24 protein-coding genes are annotated in these 17,141 nt (G+C 62.6%); 7 read left to right on the forward strand and 17 right to left on the reverse strand.

Features of this window, described 5'->3' with window-relative positions:
- From JNB85_RS21285 to JNB85_RS21295, 3 genes are all read right to left on the reverse strand, one after another.
- Window positions 1–240 (reverse strand): hypothetical protein, encoded by a 240-nt coding sequence (locus JNB85_RS21285; protein WP_183739661.1) that lies wholly within the window; start codon window positions 238–240, stop codon window positions 1–3.
- A 321-nt stretch (window positions 241–561) separates the two neighbouring features.
- Window positions 562–1,731, reverse strand: a complete 1,170-nt coding sequence (locus JNB85_RS21290) for an ATP-binding protein (RefSeq protein WP_220336278.1) — start codon at window positions 1,729–1,731, stop codon at window positions 562–564.
- A complete protein-coding gene (locus JNB85_RS21295; RefSeq protein WP_220336279.1) occupies window positions 1,728–2,420 on the reverse strand; it encodes a response regulator in 693 nt (230 codons plus the stop codon). Before JNB85_RS21295 ends, JNB85_RS21290 begins: the two co-directional genes overlap by 4 nt.
- 307 nt (window positions 2,421–2,727) lie before the next feature.
- Here JNB85_RS21295 and JNB85_RS21300 point away from each other — a divergent pair, with 307 nt between their 5' ends.
- Window positions 2,728–3,468 (forward strand): phosphatase PAP2 family protein, encoded by a 741-nt coding sequence (locus JNB85_RS21300; protein ID WP_220336280.1) that lies wholly within the window; start codon window positions 2,728–2,730, stop codon window positions 3,466–3,468.
- Between the two features lie 56 nt (window positions 3,469–3,524).
- Here the strand turns inward: JNB85_RS21300 and JNB85_RS21305 are convergent, their stop codons facing one another.
- Window positions 3,525–4,067, reverse strand: a complete 543-nt coding sequence (locus tag JNB85_RS21305) for a CYTH domain-containing protein (protein WP_220336281.1) — start codon at window positions 4,065–4,067, stop codon at window positions 3,525–3,527.
- Between the two features lie 147 nt (window positions 4,068–4,214).
- Here JNB85_RS21305 and JNB85_RS21310 point away from each other — a divergent pair, with 147 nt between their 5' ends.
- Both JNB85_RS21310 and JNB85_RS21315 read left to right on the forward strand, forming a co-directional pair.
- Window positions 4,215–4,577: a hypothetical protein gene (locus JNB85_RS21310; protein WP_220336282.1), complete on the forward strand. Its 363-nt coding sequence runs from the start codon at window positions 4,215–4,217 to the stop codon at window positions 4,575–4,577.
- Window positions 4,578–4,672: 95 nt separating this feature from the next.
- The gene (locus tag JNB85_RS21315) at window positions 4,673–4,891 is read left to right on the forward strand and encodes a hypothetical protein (RefSeq protein WP_220336283.1); all 219 of its coding nucleotides are present in this window, start codon (window positions 4,673–4,675) and stop codon (window positions 4,889–4,891) included.
- Between the two features lie 20 nt (window positions 4,892–4,911).
- Here the strand turns inward: JNB85_RS21315 and JNB85_RS21320 are convergent, their stop codons facing one another.
- Both JNB85_RS21320 and JNB85_RS21325 read right to left on the reverse strand, forming a co-directional pair.
- On the reverse strand, window positions 4,912–5,223 hold the full coding sequence (locus JNB85_RS21320; protein ID WP_220336284.1) for a cupredoxin domain-containing protein: 312 nt from the start codon (window positions 5,221–5,223) through the stop codon (window positions 4,912–4,914).
- Window positions 5,220–5,741, reverse strand: a complete 522-nt coding sequence (locus tag JNB85_RS21325; protein ID WP_220336285.1) for a DUF4142 domain-containing protein — start codon at window positions 5,739–5,741, stop codon at window positions 5,220–5,222. The genes JNB85_RS21320 and JNB85_RS21325 overlap by 4 nt, the downstream gene beginning before the upstream one ends.
- A 148-nt stretch (window positions 5,742–5,889) precedes the next feature.
- On the opposite strand from JNB85_RS21325, the gene JNB85_RS21330 reads away from it, so the two are divergent.
- On the forward strand, window positions 5,890–6,570 hold the full coding sequence (locus JNB85_RS21330) for an RNA polymerase sigma factor (protein ID WP_220336286.1): 681 nt from the start codon (window positions 5,890–5,892) through the stop codon (window positions 6,568–6,570).
- A gap of 6 nt (window positions 6,571–6,576) precedes the next feature.
- On the opposite strand, the gene JNB85_RS30965 is transcribed toward JNB85_RS21330, so the two are convergent.
- From JNB85_RS30965 to JNB85_RS21345, 4 genes are all read right to left on the reverse strand, one after another.
- Window positions 6,577–6,708: a hypothetical protein gene (locus JNB85_RS30965; protein ID WP_262928190.1), complete on the reverse strand. Its 132-nt coding sequence runs from the start codon at window positions 6,706–6,708 to the stop codon at window positions 6,577–6,579.
- Between the two features lie 299 nt (window positions 6,709–7,007).
- Window positions 7,008–7,760 carry a hypothetical protein gene (locus JNB85_RS21335; RefSeq protein WP_220336287.1) on the reverse strand — a complete coding sequence of 251 codons (753 nt, stop codon included), beginning with the start codon at window positions 7,758–7,760 and terminating at the stop codon, window positions 7,008–7,010.
- A 277-nt stretch (window positions 7,761–8,037) separates the two neighbouring features.
- A complete protein-coding gene (locus JNB85_RS21340) occupies window positions 8,038–8,391 on the reverse strand; it encodes a type II toxin-antitoxin system PemK/MazF family toxin (RefSeq protein WP_220336288.1) in 354 nt (117 codons plus the stop codon).
- Window positions 8,388–8,612: an antitoxin MazE family protein gene (locus JNB85_RS21345; RefSeq protein WP_220336289.1), complete on the reverse strand. Its 225-nt coding sequence runs from the start codon at window positions 8,610–8,612 to the stop codon at window positions 8,388–8,390. Before JNB85_RS21345 ends, JNB85_RS21340 begins: the two co-directional genes overlap by 4 nt.
- A 150-nt stretch (window positions 8,613–8,762) precedes the next feature.
- Between JNB85_RS21345 and JNB85_RS21350 the strand changes: the two genes are divergently transcribed.
- Window positions 8,763–8,966 (forward strand): hypothetical protein, encoded by a 204-nt coding sequence (locus JNB85_RS21350; protein WP_220336290.1) that lies wholly within the window; start codon window positions 8,763–8,765, stop codon window positions 8,964–8,966.
- A 7-nt stretch (window positions 8,967–8,973) separates the two neighbouring features.
- Here JNB85_RS21350 and JNB85_RS21355 read toward each other — a convergent pair whose 3' ends face one another.
- From JNB85_RS21355 to JNB85_RS21380, 6 genes are all read right to left on the reverse strand, one after another.
- Complete coding sequence (locus JNB85_RS21355) at window positions 8,974–9,840, reverse strand: LysR family transcriptional regulator (protein WP_220336291.1); 867 nt, start codon at window positions 9,838–9,840, stop codon at window positions 8,974–8,976.
- Window positions 9,841–10,090: 250 nt separating this feature from the next.
- On the reverse strand, window positions 10,091–10,978 hold the full coding sequence (locus JNB85_RS21360) for an alpha/beta fold hydrolase (protein WP_220336292.1): 888 nt from the start codon (window positions 10,976–10,978) through the stop codon (window positions 10,091–10,093).
- A gap of 65 nt (window positions 10,979–11,043) precedes the next feature.
- A complete protein-coding gene (locus tag JNB85_RS21365) occupies window positions 11,044–12,393 on the reverse strand; it encodes a chloride channel protein (RefSeq protein ID WP_220336293.1) in 1,350 nt (449 codons plus the stop codon).
- A gap of 136 nt (window positions 12,394–12,529) precedes the next feature.
- Window positions 12,530–12,970, reverse strand: coding sequence for a large conductance mechanosensitive channel protein MscL (gene mscL / locus JNB85_RS21370; RefSeq protein WP_220336294.1), 441 nt, complete (start codon window positions 12,968–12,970; stop codon window positions 12,530–12,532).
- 99 nt (window positions 12,971–13,069) lie between these two features.
- Entirely contained in the window at window positions 13,070–13,864 is a 795-nt protein-coding gene (locus JNB85_RS21375; protein WP_220336295.1) for a potassium channel family protein, read from the reverse strand.
- 52 nt (window positions 13,865–13,916) lie between these two features.
- Window positions 13,917–14,132 (reverse strand): hypothetical protein, encoded by a 216-nt coding sequence (locus JNB85_RS21380; protein WP_220336296.1) that lies wholly within the window; start codon window positions 14,130–14,132, stop codon window positions 13,917–13,919.
- Between the two features lie 248 nt (window positions 14,133–14,380).
- Between JNB85_RS21380 and JNB85_RS21385 the strand changes: the two genes are divergently transcribed.
- On the forward strand, window positions 14,381–15,322 hold the full coding sequence (locus tag JNB85_RS21385) for a hypothetical protein (protein WP_220336297.1): 942 nt from the start codon (window positions 14,381–14,383) through the stop codon (window positions 15,320–15,322).
- Window positions 15,323–15,442: 120 nt separating this feature from the next.
- Here the strand turns inward: JNB85_RS21385 and JNB85_RS21390 are convergent, their stop codons facing one another.
- Window positions 15,443–16,420 carry a nucleoside recognition domain-containing protein gene (locus tag JNB85_RS21390; RefSeq protein ID WP_220336298.1) on the reverse strand — a complete coding sequence of 326 codons (978 nt, stop codon included), beginning with the start codon at window positions 16,418–16,420 and terminating at the stop codon, window positions 15,443–15,445.
- Window positions 16,421–16,539: 119 nt separating this feature from the next.
- On the opposite strand from JNB85_RS21390, the gene JNB85_RS21395 reads away from it, so the two are divergent.
- Window positions 16,540–16,992 (forward strand): Lrp/AsnC family transcriptional regulator, encoded by a 453-nt coding sequence (locus JNB85_RS21395; RefSeq protein WP_220336299.1) that lies wholly within the window; start codon window positions 16,540–16,542, stop codon window positions 16,990–16,992.
- Window positions 16,993–17,141: the final 149 nt, after the last annotated feature.

Consider the following 17,141-nt stretch of genomic DNA (forward strand, 5'->3'; position numbering starts at 1 on the left):
TTACTGCCCGAGCAGCGTCTTCTTGAGCGTATTGCCCGTCAGCGCCGGGGTCTGCGTATCGGCGAGAACAGGCGCGCCCGACGGAGAGGTGAGAATGGTCGAGGGGGCGCCCTTCACCTTGTCGGAGGCGCGCCGCGCGGCGGTCGATTGAGCGGCGGCGTAGTCGGGCGTCTTCTGCTGGGCGTATTCGGGCGGCGCCTGCGGCGGCTCGGCTTTCGGCGGGGACGAGAACATGCACATGGGGGGCATCCGATCGTAAGAGTTGAGCGGCTGGAGGAGGGTGGTCTCCAGCCGGTTCGGCGTCGATGGGATGCAGCGTTACGGGTGAAAGGTTGTGGGGGTGACATGGGGGCGAATATTCGCTGATGAGGGGGCCACACGGCACAAGGCCCCGATGAAACCCAGGCTATATCGAAGGCGGTATTAGTCCTGGCGGTCTCGCAGGAGGTGCGGCCGATCCAGCATCGCCGCCGAAACGGCGGTCCACGTTTCCACGCGGTCGGCGAATTATTCATTGAAAATGCGGGCGTCGTGTCGCGCTGGTGTCCGGACCCTTGCGCACTATGCCGGACGGAGGTGGATTGCGACCATCGCGCCGCCGCCCTCCCGGTTGGCGAATTCGAGATGTCCGCCATGGGCAACCGCGATAGCCTGCACCACCGATAGTCCCAGTCCTGTGCCGCCCGTTGCGCGAGACCGGGAGGGATCGCCGCGCCAGAAGGGATTCGTGGCAACGGCATCCAGGCCTTCAGGAAATCCAGGGCCGCGATCGAGAAACCGGATGACGACGCTCTCGTCAGGCAATTGCTCGGTTTCGCAGCGCAGCCAATTGCCGTCTGCCGCATAGCGGCTGGCATTTTCCAGAAGCGCCAGCACGGCCTGGCGAATACGCGGCGAGTCCACCGCTATGAAGGCGGGTTGCAGGCCGGTCTCGAGCGTCAGCGTGCTCGTCTCCAGCATGGGTTTGGCCGATGTCAGCACCGCTTCCACCACCTGCGACACATCGGTCCGTTCACGCTCCATGACGAGTTTCTGGCCGATCGCCAGCGACAGGGTGCGCAGGTCTTCGACAATTCTCCCGAGCCCTTCCACCTGGACCAGGAGGTCGGAGATCATCTTCCGGTCCATGGGAAAAACGCCGTCGAGCATGCCCTGCAACGAACCCCGCAGGATCGTCAGCGGCGTGCGCAATTCGTGCGCGACCGCCATGTTGTTGAAGCGCAGCCTTTTTTCCATGCTGTCGAGGCTGGCCGCGAGCGCATTGAACGTATCCATGAGACTGGAGACTTCTCGGGTGGCATGGCGCGAGGCAGCGACGCTCACCGAAAAGTCGCCGGATTTCAGGCCTTCGGCAGCGGATGTGAGTTCTGCGAGCGGCCTTGCAATCCGTCGCGCCAGAAATATCCCGATAATGGCGCAGACAAGGGCCGAAAGCAGGCCGCAGGTCAGAATCAGGAGCTGGAGCTGGAAATCTGTCTGTTCTTCCTGCAGCCCGTTCAGGTTAGCGAGGAGGAGCTTGAGCGAATCCTGGTCGGGGACGACGCCATTGTCCAGATCGCGATAGGCAGCCGCGGCTCTCGGCGGCAGGTTTTCAATGATGCTATCTTCAAGATAGTCGGAATACCAGATGGCCCCGAAATAGGTCATGCCGACGCTAAGGAGCAGCATCACCCCGATGATGATAGCGGTGACCGTCGCAAGCGGCAGCGAGGGGAGCCTGAATGCTCTCATCTTGGATCCGAAAAACGATAGCCAATTCCCCGCACAGCTGGGAAGAAGCCGTTCTGCCCCAACTCTTCCAGTTTGCGCCGAAGGTTGGAAATATGCGTGTCGACAGTGCGCACCAGAGCGTCGCTTTCCGGCAGGCAGGCGTCGAGAATATCGGCGCGCGCGAAGGCCTGGGTCGGACGGCGGATCATATAGGCGAGAATTCGAAATTCGCTGAGCGTCAGGGGTAGATGCGTGCGGCGCCCGTCGCTCGTGACAAACGCCGTGTAGCTGGCAAAATCGACCTCTATGGCCCCAAACCGCTTGATGACCTCTGCCTGGTCTCCCTGCGTCCGGCGCAAGACGGCTTTGACCCGGGCAACAACCTCCTGCGGATTGAACGGTTTGACCACATAGTCGTCGGCGCCGAGGCGCAGGCCGCTCAACCGGTCGATGTCGTCGGCAACGGCCGTCACCATGATCACAGGCGTCGAGCCTGCCTGGCGCAGGCGCGCGAGCACGTCGAAACCGTCAAGTTTCGGCAGGCGCACGTCGAGGAGCACAAGATCCGGTTTCAGATGGGCATGATGTTGAAGCGCGATTTCGCCGTCTCCGGCGCGAACGGTACGGAACCCGTCGCGCAACAAATACCCTTCCAGTATCTGCGCGATTGCCGGTTCATCCTCAACGATCAGAACGAGACTGTTATCCACCCCAATGCCCTGCAATTGTTCGATTGTCTTTGCCGGCTTTGTCGCCGGGCGCCCACTATCGCGGACAGGAGAGATTTCTGCAATTTGCAAGCGTGCTTTCTCAGGCCAGGCAGCCTGTTCTCAACAGCGCCTTGATCTCTTCCTCGTCATTTCTTGACAATTCGAAACCAGCTTGCCGCCCGATTAGAGCGCCGTGCGTCCGTTCGAACGCACAAAGGACGCTCTAAGCCTTTGATTTGACGCATCAGGCTTTCCGAAAATCGATTCCGATTTTCGGGCCGATGCTGTCGCCTTCGGAGATACCGGCTTGCGAAAATTTGTATCTGGTTACTGGAATTCCGCCCCCAGCTGCGTGCGCCTGCCGGCAACGCCAACCGGGGCTGATCGGGCGCTTGCCGTGATCGGCACATCGATCGTCTGGGTCAGTTTCGTCTTTGTCGTCTTTCCCAATCTCGATCTCATGGTCTCGCGCTGGTTTGCCAGAGGGGGGATTTTCGTTCTGGCCGAAAATCCGTTCCTGCGGGCGGTAAGGGATAAAGGCCGCCTCGCACAGCCTTATCTTATCGGTTCGATGATCGTGCTGATCGCGCTGCAGAGGCTCCTGCCGGAACGCATGCGGGTCTGCCCGCCCGAGAAGCCCTTGTTCGTGCTTCTGAGCTTTGCCGCAGGCCCGCTCCTCACGGTCCAGACGCTCAAGCTTCTCATCGGGCGCGTGCGGCCTCGCGACCTTGTCGAGTTCGGCGGGACCATGGATTTTACGCCGGTGTGGCAGTTTTCCGCCGCGTGCAGCCGCAACTGCTCCTTCCCCTCCGGCGAGGCTTCCGCAGCTGCGGCATCACTGTCGCTGCTGGTACTGGTGCCCTCCGAGTTCAGGCGGGCGGCCGCGATCGTGCTGGTGCCTTGCCTCTTGTTCGTGGCGTTCAATCGCGTGATTTTCGGCGCTCATTTCCTTTCGGACGTCGTGCTCGGCTGGCTGCTGACGATGTTCGCCATGGCCTGGATCTGGCGCTGGATGGAGGCGTTTACGGAAGCAAAGCTCTGGCCGTGATGAGGCGAGTCTGGATAAAGGGTGAAGCCGGATCGGATTCCCGGCCCGAGGCTTTCTCAAACCTGGCGAAAGCCCTTGCTCGCTTGCAGATGCGTCATGGTCCGATAGGTATCGAGAACGCCTGAGACTGCCACCGGTCCGGCTGCGATGGCGTCGGCCAGCCGGCGGGATGCGAATGTGACGTCGCCGGTGATTTCGGGACCGGCCCAGTCCGGTATCGCCACTGGAAAATCCGCGTCCGGCAATTCCACATCTGCGGTCACGAGCCCGCGCAGCGGGCCTTCATACTCGTCGACCTGCCAGCAGAGACCGTGGACGTCGACCTCGTGGCGCCGTTTCTCGAGCGCCGGCCCATCGGAGAATTCCCCGATCATGGCCTCGGCGTCGGTATCCGACAGGCGGATATGGTATTCGCTGCGAACCAGCCCGCGCCGGGCTCCCTTGATCGTGAGCGTGGAGGATTGCCGGCAGAAACGGACACGTATTTTTCCGCCGTCGAACTGGGCGATCAGGTGGTCGGCGATGCGCACCGTGGAATGGACGGCAGGGCGCCAGCCGTCACTGGCGACCAGAAATTTTCGCTCGATCTCCAGGCTCATCCGTCTCCGCCTCGTTCGTCAGGACTGAACAACAGGAAAGACGGGGTTCTGGTTCCACGGCTTGGCGGGTTGGATATCTCCGGCTGCAGGAAGCTTAGGGGAACAAAAGCACGCGAGCCGTCGTTCGAAAAGCGAAAGGAGATGGTCATGGCCAAGAAGAACAGGATTCCCAAGAAGATCGCGGGTTACAAGATTCCAAAAGCGATACGGAAGTCGGCGACGATACGAGGCTTGCTGGCAAGCGACATCGGGCGGGGCATACTTGCCAACGCGCTGACAGCTGCTGCGGGTGCGGCCGCGACAGTGTTGCTCGCCGAAAGCGACGAGATTTCCGACGCTGCCGGCAAGGGCGCCCGCAAGGGTAAGCGAGCGCTCGGCATTGCCGGTTCGGCCATGAGCAGTGCCGCCGATGCGGCCATCGATGTCATCAAGGACTCGGCACGCGACGCGCTGCCTAAAAAAATGCGGAAAGACATCAAAGACCGCCCTCAGCGGGGCGCGATGCACTGACGATCGCGCCCGTTTCCAACGAAGAGCTCGACAGTGGCGTCATAGAGCGATTTGCACTCGCGCATTTCGGCCGCGCCGGGCTGGAAAAGGCTGCGGTGGCAGGCCTGGTGCGGATGATGGTGCAGCTCATCAAGAAGCATCCCTTCATCGCAGCCGAGGTCATCCTCGCGGGCGCGGGCCGGGCCGGCGTGGTCGGCTACGGAGAGCTCAGCCGCCGGTTTGCCGGCCGCATAGAGACATCAGACAGGAAGACGGCACAATCCGTGCCGTCTGTCCCCTTGGTCGGATATCGAAATAGCAGCGATGGCGGTTGACCTGGCGCAGCCGGGCCGGCTTACCGCCCCACCTCGAGCCGCCCCTTCATATTCGGATGATACCGGCAGTCGTAATCGAAGGAGCCGCTGTTCTTTACAGCCGTCGAACCTGACTTGCCCGCTGGTATCACCACATCGAAATTGCCTCTGGATGTCGCGGTGTGATCCATCACATCCTTGTTGCGCCAGACGATCGTATCGCCCGGCCGTGCCTTCACCATTGCCGGCCTGAATTCCAGCTTTTCGATGGTGACCTCGATCGTGGCGGCGCTTGCGGCCGTTCCCGTGAGGGAGAGGCCGGCCGCAAGGCAGAGTTTGGGCAAGACGCTCATTTCAGCATCGAAGCAACATGCTCGGCATGCTGCTCATGGCCTTGAAAGAGCTTCAGGCCGCTTTCGAGCAGGCTCTTCAGGTCCGGGTTCTGCGCGGCCGGGATCAGCGTCGTCTTCAGGGCGTCGTTGACTTGTTTGTGGTAGGCGACTTCATTCTCGACATAGGCCTTGTCGAAGTCAGCACCTTTGAGCTTGGAGAGTTTTTCGCGCTCTTTCCTGGCGTTCGAGGTGAGCGATTTGCTCGTATCATTGTCCTCGGGCGTTACCTTGAGCTTCTTGACGAGATCGAGCGCCTGCTTGTTGACGGCCTCGTGGTCGCGGATCATATCCTTGGCGAAGGCGACGACTTCCTTGTCCTTGGATTTTTCGACCGCCTGTTTGGCCGCCTCGATATCGATGACGCTGGCCGTATAGGCGATATGGGCGATCTGCGGGTCTGTCGGCGCTGCGCCGGCGGCGAAGGCCGCAGGGGCGGAGAGTGCCACGGCGGCGAGGGCTGCGATAAGGTGTTTCTGCATGTGGTCCTCCATCCGGCGAATACGCGCCGGTCGATGTTTCGTACGCAGACTTGGATGCCGGGAGCGGCCGGGCGTTCCCCAGAAGTTTTTTCTGGGTGCCGGGAACATTCGCTTTGCTGCGGCATCCAATGCGGAAAAAGGATGAGCCATGGCGCAGCAGGCCGAGATTTCGATAGCGGAGAGAAACGATCACGAACTGGTGGCGCTGGCGCTGGCCCGCGATCCCGCCGCTTTTCGCGCCATCATGCGGCGCTATAACCAGCGGCTGTTTCGCATTGCCCGCGGCATCCTGCGCGATGATGCGATGGCCGAAGATGCGCTGCAGGAGGCCTATCTCAAGGCCTTCCGCCACCTTGGCGATTTCCAGGGCTCCAGCGCCTTTTCCACCTGGCTGACGCGCATCGTCATGAACGAGGCGCTCGGCAGGCTGCGCAAGGCGCGCCGCACGCCCGAAGTGTCCGTCGATACCGCGGTGATGCAGAGCCGCGTTCTCGACTTCCCAACCGGTTCGCCGATCGACAATCCCGAGACATCAATGGCGCAGCGACAGATCCTGGAACTCGTGGAAGAGGCGACCGACAAGCTGCCGGAGGAATTCCGCCTCGTCTTCATCGCCAGGGTGATCGAGGAGATGAGCGTAGAGGAAACCGCCGAGATGCTCTCTCTCAAACGCGAAACGGTGCGCAGCCGCCTGCACCGTGCACGCGCGCTGCTCCGCCGCCAGCTCGACGAAATGATCGGGCCGATTGCGATGGATGCGTTTCCCTTCGCCGGCTGGAAATGCGACCGGCTGACGGAGAAGGTAATGGGCGAACTGCTGGGGCCGTGACGGGGCTTACTTCGGCTCCGGCTGCTGGATGACAGGCGGCGGCTTATCGCTCTTGGTGCCGCCGCCGTCGAACATTTTCACCACCAATATGCCGACCACCGATGCGATCATCAGCGCCAGAATTATCATCATGAGCATTCGCATCGGCCTGTCCGATCCAGATATTGTTGGCCGGATAACAACGTGAAGGGGAAGAGAGTTCCTGCCGGAGGGGTGATGAGGGCGGATGAAATGAACCGCCGGCGACCGACCAACTCGGATGCGGGCCACCAGCGGGAAGGAGGATGACGACCGTCGCAGCCGTGGATCAACTTCTCAATGGTTTCGGTGCTGAACCGACGCCTACATCGTCGGCGCAACGGAATACGGCTGACCGTGAGGCTGACCTCAGCCTGCTCCTTCGACCATGGAACTTTCGTTAGCTCGATACACTGAGCTCACATCCTTGTCGCGCCACTTATATGCGTCGACGGCACGTCGCGATAAGCGGCGGCGACTTCTTCATGTAACGTGATAATGTCGTCGACTGGGACGTCCGGAAGTCTGCATTGGGTTTTGACTTCGAAGAGGAATGGCTCTCCGCCATCGGCCGTTGCCGGATAGAATCTCTCGTATTTGACCTCGAGAAGCGGCTCGCGGGTCTGAGACTGAAGGCCAAATCTCAGGCGCGAGCGCCCCTCAAGAACATCTGGCGACGTGCCTTTGAATGCTCCGATCCAAGATTCGCTGCCGGACGCCCGCGCTTCGGTTAGCAACAGGTGACAGGCGTCAACGACAGTCATGCCTTGCCAAGGCATGCTGCTGCGAGCCTCCGCTTGTGCGCGGTCTCCGTCTTGTAAACTTGCCCTTATGACGTCGGTCTCAAAATTGCGTTCGGCTCTAATCTCTAATGGAGCGGTTCCAAAGCGCAGAAGTCCCTTGTAATTTTTCTGAAATGCGCCAGCCAGATAATAGAGATATTCCCCCCTTGGCTCGACTTCCCAGAAAACACCGTCATAGGTGCGGGGCTCCCCATGATGCGGCGGAAAATCAAGCCAGAGCGGGAGCGTCACCGGACCGTCTATGATGGATTTTGGTTGAAGATTGACCTGCGGGTGTGCAGCAAGGTTAGCTTCCGCATCACTAGGTAATTCAACGAATTTTGCCTTCGATGAGAGGCCGCCTATAAATTTCGCTAGCCAACCAGGCATGCCGTTCCTCCCATAAAGCGCCTTGTGTTCCATATCCGCAATAGCATGACCGTCGGCATTTAGAACATTGGATTATACGGGACAGTTGTTCCGCCGCAGGAAGCTCCTGTGTCAACACCTTCAGAATCGCGTAAGCATGCGTCCACTTCAAAGAACCGTAGAGGTGTCGGCGGCCGCACTGTCGGATTTTTGGATTCTGGCACTTGCCCCATGGGGCGATTCCGATCGGCTCTTCGCGGACATCGTGGCATCGGAGACGCTGCCGACGCCCTTTCCATCATTCCTCTCGGCCCAGCTTCGGGGAGACCGCCAGCCCGAGGAAGACCATCACGGCCCGATTGAACCGGACCATGTCCTCGTCGTCGAGCCGCCCGAGCCGGTCGCCGACCTTGGATTTGGGGACAGTCGTGATCTTGTCTACCATCAGCCGGGAAGGGGAGCGCAGGCCATTTCGCCCATTCGGCTCGACCGGGAGCCGGAACAGCGGTGCGTCGGTCGGGTCCGTTGTAAAAGCGCAAATCGTGATCGAGTCCGTCGCGTCGAAGCTGTCGTCCTGAACGACGACGACGGGACGTGGCTTGCCCGCATCATCCTTGCCGCCCGTAACGGTCCAGATCTCTCCGCGCTTCATTCGCCGACCCAGTCGGAGACGGCATCGATGAACGCCTGATCGGCATGGGCATGGGCGCTGGCGGCCACGGCCAGAGACTGACGATGCGCGTCCGACTTGAACGACGACGCACGCACATCCGGCACCCAGATCTGGATCGGACGCAGGCCTTGCGACCGCAGGCGCTCGCGATGTTCGCGCACCTTTTCGCGCGAGGACTTCGGACCTGATGCTCCAGCCATGACGACACTCCGGAAGGGTTACATGTAACCTACTATGAACTCGCTGGTATTGCCAGTGCTTTCAGGGAACGCAGCGCTTTCCGCAGCAGATGCCGTATCCGCCCCGAACCTTCTCAGATCCGCTGCGTTCCCGGATCAAAGGAGTTCACCATGTCCAGACGCAAATTCAAGAGACTGACTCACCGCCTTCTCGTCCGGTTCGATGAGGTTCAGCATCTACTCGACAAGATCGAAGGCAACGCCATGAAGCTGCAGACGGCCTGCGACGAGGATGCCGAAGCTGACGGTGTTCCGCACCCAACCGTGCAACTGCCGCAATGGCCGAGGCATGGAGCGGCACCGGCCGCTCTGTAACGCCTCTTCAGGCACGCTCGCATCGGCCGGCAAACAGGTCCGCATGGGCGGCAAAGAGCGTGCTCAGCCTGTCGATGACCGTGCGCACTTCCGGCCGCTGGCGCTCATCCTCATGTACGGTGATCCAGATGTCGTAGGTGAGAGTGTCGATCACCGGCCCGGCGCGCACGAGGCCGGGTTCGGCATCGCCCATGAAACACGGCAGCAGGCCGCGGCCGGCGCCGCCCCGGATGAGGTGGAGCAGCATCAGCGGCGTGTTCGTCCAGCTGGTGATCCAGTGGTCCGGCTGCTCGAAGGTCCATTTGTCGGCCGGTGTCGTCGCAATCTCCGTTCCGAGCGAAATCCAGTTGTGATTGGCGGCGCTGAAGGTGCTGGCCTGATAGGCTGCGTGGGCGACGGAGACGGAGCGGCGGGTTGCGAAATTACCGCGCTCCGGCCGTTCGTGCAGGATGGCGAGATGCGCCTCGCGGTAAGTCAGGTCGAGGCCGGTATCGAGTGCCTTATAGCACATGCGGAACCTGTCTTCGGGCTGCCAGACGGCGGGCAGGTGACCGGCGATGAACCATAGCATCCAGGCATCCGCGCCGGTCGAGACGATCGGCAGGGTCAGGACATCGCCGCGCCAGTCGGCGATCGTCTCGGCCGCCTCCTGCATGACGAGAACGCGCTCGAGCAGCGTCTCCCCATCCTTGGCGAGCAGATAGCCGGTCGGACCGCGCCTGAAGAGGGTGCGCCCGGTTGCCCGCTCCAGCGCCAGCATCCGCCGGCCGATGGTCGGCGCGCTGAGGCCCGTGCGAGCCGCAGCCCCCGTCAGGCCGCCCGAGGTCGCGACATGGAAGAAGAGCTGCAGGTCATCCCAGCTTGCCTCTTTCATAAATGAAAACCCCCTTTTGTCCGCGCGCCTACTTTTGCCGGTCAGCGCGCCTTAGGTCAGTTGCATCTGACATAGATGGAGGCAGGATGATGCTTCTCAACTGGATCATGCTCGCAAGCGCGCTTCACAAGGACAGCCGCAGGCAGAAACAAGACCCGCTCGCCGATCCGCTCGATGCACCCGAATGGGATGGGTTGCGATGGGCCTTGCCGCTTCTTTCGTGGCTGGCGCAGAGGCCCCACAGTGCCGATCACGCGGCCCGGCCGAAGAACCGGATGAAATGGGCAATAACGGCCTCAGGCGCTTCCTCGGGAATGAAGTGACCGCAGGGCAGTGCCTCGCCCTCGATCTGTTCCGCCCAGGCGCGCCATGGATCGAGACCGTCCTTGCCCTTCAGCGTGCCGCGCTCGCCCCAGAGCATCAGGAGCGGCATGTCGAGCTTTCGGCCGCGATCCTGTTCGTCGAGCTCGCGGTCGATCGTCCAGCCGGCACGATAATCCTCGGCCCAGGCATGAACGCTTCCGGAGTCGCTGGCGCAGGCGAGATAGTCGGCCATATTCTCCTCTGGAAAGGCAAAGCCCTGACCCGACTGATGCGCGAGAATGTAGCGCACGAACCATTCCGGATCGGCGCCGATCAGTTTCTCCGCCAGCCCGTCCGGCTGGGCCAGCATCGACCAGTGCCAGGCGGAAACGGCCTCTTTCGCACCCATCCGCGCCCACATATCGGCCGTCGGTATCACGTCGAGGCTCGCAAGCCGGGTGACGGCGTGCGGGTGGTCGAAGGCAAGGCGATAGGCGACCCGCGCGCCGCGATCATGGGCGCCGACGGCGAAGCGCTCGAAGCCCAGTGCCCGCATGGCGGCGATCTGGTCGCGGGCCATGGCGCGCTTGGAATAGGTCTTGTGATCGGCGCTGCCTTCGGGCTTGCCGCTGCGTCCGTAGCCGCGGAGGTCCGGAACGACGACGGTAAAATGCGCGGCGAGCGCAGGCGCGACGCGCGACCAGCACATGCGCGTCTGTGGCCAGCCGTGCAGGAGAAGAAGCGGCGGACCGTGGCCGGCGACCAGCGCGTCGATTTCGACGCCGTCACCGGGGAGGCGGCGTTGCTGGAAGCCTTCGATGATGCCTGCGGACATGATGGTCTCCTTGGTTGCGGGGAGAACTCGCGGAAGCCTGGTTTGGTTCAGGAGCCGCGGTTCGGCTAGGCGGAGGCCTCTTCCCGCTCCACGGCACGCCGCGCCCGCACCGCGGCGGCGATGAAGACGCGTGAGAGGCCGTGATAGAGCGGTTCGCGCGAGAGGATGCGGGAGGTGATGTAGCCAAGCATGGCGACTGCCATGATGGGGATGACGGCCTGGTGGTCGCCGGTCATTTCCAGAATGATGACGAAAGCGGTCATCGGCGCCTGCACCACGCCGGAGAAATAACCCGTCATGCCGAGGATGGCGGCAAGCGCGATGCTCGTGCCGAGAAGAGAGCCGACCGTGCTGCCGAAACCGGCGCCGACGGCAAGCGATGGGGCGAAGATGCCGCCCGGAATGCCCGACAGCATCGACAGGAAGCCGGCCGCGAGCTTCTCGACGAAGAAGTGGAGAGGCAGCGCATTGCCTTCGACCGCGCCGCGCGCCTGCTCATAGCCGGTGCCGAAGGTCGTGCCACCTGAGACGATGCCGATGGCGGCGACGGCCAGCCCGCAGATGCCGGCAAGGGCGACCATGCGCGAGAGGGGCTGCGGCTGCGCCCAGCGGCGGATACGCTGACCGAAATGCAGGGCGGAGCCGCTGAACGCGGCACCAAGCGCGCCGCCGCCTATGCCGCAGACGAGCACCAGGCCCCAGTCGCTGAGGCCAGCCGGTGCAACGGAAGCCTCGCCGAAATAATTGTAGCTGCCGGCAAGGCCAAGCGCGGCGAGGCCTGAAAGGATGACGGCGGTCAGCACCAGACCGTTGGCGCGCGATTCATAGGTGCGGCTCATTTCCTCGATGGCAAAGACGATGCCGGCAAGCGGCGTGTTGAAGGCTGCGGCGATGCCGGCGGCAGAGCCCGCCAGGATCAGGCCACGCGCCTGGGCCATGCCGCTGAGCCGCGCGACCGCCAGCATGATGGAAGCGCCGACCTGCACCGTCGGTCCCTCGCGGCCGATCGATGCGCCGCAGAAGAGGCCGAGAACGGTGAGCGCGATCTTGCCGGCGGCGATCCGCAGGGAAAGCAGACGCGCGCGGTCTTCCTCATGGCGCAGATGGCGGGCGGCGATCGCCTGGGGAATGCCGCTGCCCTGCGAATTGGGAAACAGAGTGGCTGCAAGCCAGGCCGAGGCCATGAAGCCGAGCGGGCTGACGATCAGCGGCAGCAGGAACGACCATTCGCTCGACGCCGTCAAGCCGGCGAAGGCTTTCTGCGCGAGATCGGCAAGCCTTGCAAAACCGACGCTGACCAGGCCGATCGCCAGCGCTCCGCACCAGAACACCAGCCGCGGCCGCCATAGCGAGAAGGATCCCCAGATCACACGGGAGCGGCGAAGCAGCCTGGAATTGCGGTAGGGAAGAGGCATGGCGGACTCGGAAGGCGATTTCGGGGGCAGTCCCGGTATAGACCCAAAGCCTGCCCGATAGCACCCGCTGATTTAGCGCAAATGCATTTGGGGAGGGCGCCGCCGGCAAGAGCGCGCGGCGCGCCGGGCTGCCCCCTTACGCCGCCTTCTTCGCCAGCAGGTCGCGGATCTCCGTCAGCAGCTGCACATCGGCCGGCGGCGGGGCGGGCGGGGCTTCATCGTTCTTTTCCCGGTGCTCCACCTGCGCGCGCAGGAAATTGACGCCCTTGACCATCAGGAAGATGATCCAGGCGAGGATCAGGAAGTTGATGACGACGGTGATGAAGCTGCCATAGGCGAAGACGGCGCCCTGGGCGCGGGCGGCCGCCAGCGTCGGCGCGTTGACGGCGGACGAGAGCGGGAAAAAATAGTTCGAGAAATCGAAGCCGCCGAAGACGGCGCCGACGACGGGCATGATGATGTCATCGGTCAGAGACTTGACGATGCCGCCGAAGGCGCCGCCGATGATGACGCCGACGGCCAGGTCCATGACGTTGCCTTTTGCAATAAATGACTGGAACTCACTGATAACGCTCATCTTCCATCCTTCAGATTTTGGGGGCCTTGTGCCTAACGATAGGGAAGGCAGGCGGTTCCGCAACGCAGTCGTTTTCTGGGATCGAGAGGCGGCTTCGGCCTAGGCGGCGCCCTCGTCGGGAATGTTGAGGATCTCGCCGCAGGCCTTGCAATGGACGGCATCGGCATCGTGGCGCAGCAGGCCGCAGCGGTGGCAGGCGAAAGTGACCTTGTGCGGCCGCACCACTGCCTGGGCCAGCCGCACGAAGAGCGAGATGCCGACGATCATCGTCACGACCGAGGTCAGCTTGCCGAGCGTGCCGGGCAGGGTGATGTCGCCGAAGCCTGTCGTGGTCACGGTCGCGACGGTGAAATAGAGCGCGTCGACGAAGCCTTCGCCGCCCGGCTGGTTGTAGAAGAAGGAGGTGTAGACGAAGCCGGTGACGAGGAAGAGGAAGACAAGGAAATTGATCACCGCGCGCACGACATCGAGCGCATAGGAGCAGCTCATCCGGCGCAGCGCCTCCTTCAACAGCGGGCTTCGCCCGATCGCCCAGAGCCGCATGACGCGCAGGAAGGCGAAGTTGAACAGCGCATTTGGAAAGAGCAGCGTCGCCAGCACAATAAAATCGATCCAGGTCATCGGCCGCAGGATCCAGCTTCGCAGCGAGGGGGCGGCAATGGCGCGTGCCGCAGTCTCGGCGGCGATCCACACGGCGATGGCGTAATCGATGACGAGATAGGTGGGCGCGGCGCGGAAATAGGGACCGAGCACGAAGAAGGCGAGGATGGCAATGTCTATGGCGGTGAATAAGAGTTGCAGGAGCATGGCCTTGCGGCCTTCGCCCCGCTCGATGCGCCGTAGCCCCGCGCGCAGACGGTTGTGATGCGTGTCGTCGTCGGAGAGATGATCCATGACAGCGAAATAGCTCGGTTGCGACAGCTATCAACGGCGGTCAATCTATGGTTCACCGTTTGCCGCGGGCTTTTCCCCTAACCCTGCGCAGCTCCTCCCTGTCGATGAAATGTTCGGTGGCGCCGGCTTCCTTGTCCGGATGGGAGATCTCGACATCCAGCTCTTCCGGCAGGTCGAGGGCCTGCTTGGTGTTCATGATGCCGAGCGGCACGCGGCCGTCCTCAGTTTTGGCGGCGACTTCGACGAGCGGTTTTGTCTTGCGAGGCATGAAAGGCTCCTTTCTCTGAAAGCGCAACGCGGGGGCGACTCGGCTGTTCCATCGAGGCCTGAGAATCGGGCCACGCATTGCGCTGCATCCGGCCTCGGAACAAACAGCATCGGCCGGCGTTCGATCCTCGCGAACACATTCAATTCACGGAGGATTTTCAAATGGGTCGCGGTATTCTTCTCTGGCTTCTGGGTATCCCGTTGCCGCTCGTCATCCTGCTCGTTCTGTTCATGCGATAGGAGGCTGCCATGTCTCTTGCTGAAGACCGGGTTACGCCCGGCGCACGCACGGATGTGATGCCGGTCGAATCGTCGAAATCGGCCATCGCCTGGGGGCCGATCATCGGCGGCGCCGTGGCGGCGTCGGGCATCACGCTGATCCTGCTGCTTCTGGGTTCCGGCGTGGGGCTGACGATGGTGTCCCCCTGGTCGGGCGAAAGCAGCTCGGCGGCAACCGTTGGCGTCACCGCGGCGATCTGGCTGGTCGTCGTGCAATGGCTGTCCTCGGCGTTCGGCGGCTATCTGACCGGGCGGCTCAGGACAAAATGGGCGGCAATCCATACGGATGAGGTTTTCTTCCGCGATACCGCGCATGGCTTCCTCAGCTGGGCGCTCGCGACCGTCTTCGTCGCCGGCTTCCTGGCGTCGTCGCTGACTTCGCTTGCAGGCGCTGGGGCAAATGCCGCCGGTCAGGCCGCCATGGCCGCCGGTGTGGCCGGAGGCGCTGCTGCAGCCTCGGCTTCGGACACGGATACGACCGGGCCAAGCATGTCCACTGCCTATTTCACCGACGCGCTGCTACGGCCGCAGAACATCGCCGACCGTGCCAACGCGGATAATGGCGCGGCCGCGGCCGAGATTTCCCGCATCCTCTTGCAGGGGGCCGTGAACGGCTCGGTGCCTGACGGCGACAAGGCCTATATTGCCGGCATCGTTTCGGCCCGCACAGGGCTTTCCGAAGCCGATGCCCGCACCAGGGTCGACACGGTGCTGAAGCAGATCGACGACGCCAAGGTCGCAGCGCAGGCTGCCGCCGACAAGGCCCGCAAGGCTGCGGCGACCTCGGCTTTGATCGGCTCGCTTTCACTGCTCGTCGGCGCCTTCATCGCCGCTGCGGCTGCCGCACTCGGCGGGCGCCAGCGCGACGAGGAGGAGGATCTGGTGGCGGTAAGCCGCGGACCGCTGGTTTAGGCGGTGATTTGAGAGGCGGTGCTGCCGCCTTTATTATCGTACCGCATGGCACCCCCTCTGTCGGGCAGGACAGATGGGGTGCCACGCGGTACCACAGCGCCGGTCCATTCTCTGATGGAATTATCGTCGTTCGGCCTCCATAGTTCCCAGCCGAAACATCTGCGCAAAGAAAGGCTTATCGGGCAGGCGGCGGAGCAGGGCCGCAATCGCTGCGCAGGCCGCGACCGCAAAGACGAGCCGGCCTGTCAGAACGCCGTGCAGATTTGCGCCGAGCGACATCACCACGATCGTATCCTCGATCACGCTGTGTGCGAAGCCCATGAACACGCAGGACAGAAAGATCTGGCGCGGCAATACCGCGCCCGATTGTGCCTCGCGGATCAGCAAGCCGGCGCCGTAGGAAATGCCGAGAAACAGGCCGATAGCGGTCAGATGTCCGGCTTCGCCGCTGATCCCGGCAAGACGCAGCACGGGCGAAAGAGCCTTCATCATCAATTCCATGAGCCCGGTCGCCTTGAGGATTTCGAGTGCCCAGGAGAGGGTGACCAGGATGACGAGCATCCAGGCCATGGTCTCGGCAAGACCTCCGATGTAGCCAGCCCAGTCGGGCGTTGCGCTCATCGGCAGCCAGACAGGAGCGACCGGGGCCGACAGCCAGCCCGTCGCCGAGAGAACATGGTGCAGCATGAAGGCGTAGAGCAGGCCGCCCGCGACGCGCAGCACCGTCGTCGCGATCATGCCCGGACCCGCCTTCTGGATGATCTTCTGCTCGATCGGCAGGCCGTGGGCAAAGAGAATGAGCGCCGAGAAGACCGTGACGTCAGCGACGCTGAGCGAGGAGACGGGAACGAGGGTGAAGACGAGCGGAACGGCGCCCCAGATCCCGACCAGCATGCCCGTCAGCCAGGCGAGCCCCAGCTCCGGCGGAAGCCCGACCAGGTTCATGACAGGTGCGAAGGCAGGCGCGACCGCCTTGACCGCCCCCATCCTCGACAGCAGCTCGGTGATGACGGCGATCGGAACGGTGATGCGGGCGATCACCCAGTAGATTGCAAGCGTTTGCGCGGTGTTGCGCCGGATGAACGACAGGAACGGCATTTGAGACCCTCTTGATGGCGTCTCCATCTGCTAGACCCGTTGGCTTCGAATTTGCGGTCAAAGATTGCAGCGCTTTGCAATTTTATTGCAAAGACGTGTCCGGCCGGTATGCTGCGATAATGGATCGTATCGACCGAAAGCTTCTGAACCTGATGCAGCGCGACGCCTCGCGCACGAATATCGATATGGCCGACGAGGTGGGCCTGGCCCCCTCCAGCTGCCTGCGCCGCGTGCAACGGCTGCGCAAATCGGGTGTCATCGACCGCATCGTCGCAATCCTCAATCCCGCCAAGGCCGGACGTGGGATCAAGGCGCTGGTGACCGTGGAACTGAAGCTGCATGGCGAGGCGCATATGCGCCGCTTTCTCGACCTCGCAATCGCCGAAGAGGCGGTTTCCCAAGCCTATTCCGTCACCGGTGAAACCGATGTCGTCTTGATGCTGCGCCTGCGCGACATGGAGGAATTCGACGCGCTCAGCAAACGTCTTTTCCGCGACGAAAACAATGTTGCCCGCTATTTCACCATGATCGTCATCCGCACGGCGAAAGAGGAGACGGCTATCAGGCTTTGATGGGGCTTGTCGGGGGAGGTAGTGAATGGCTTGGGCTCGAAAAAGGCCCCGCCCCCAACCCCTCCCCACAAGGGGGAGGGGCTTAGACTGCCGCACCCGCTTTCCAAACTTTCGACGTTTCGGAAGAAGCGAGTCGGTGCGGCCAGGTT

The sequence above is a fragment of the Rhizobium mesosinicum genome (genome assembly GCF_019511345.1).
GTDB lineage: Bacteria > Pseudomonadota > Alphaproteobacteria > Rhizobiales > Rhizobiaceae > Rhizobium > Rhizobium mesosinicum.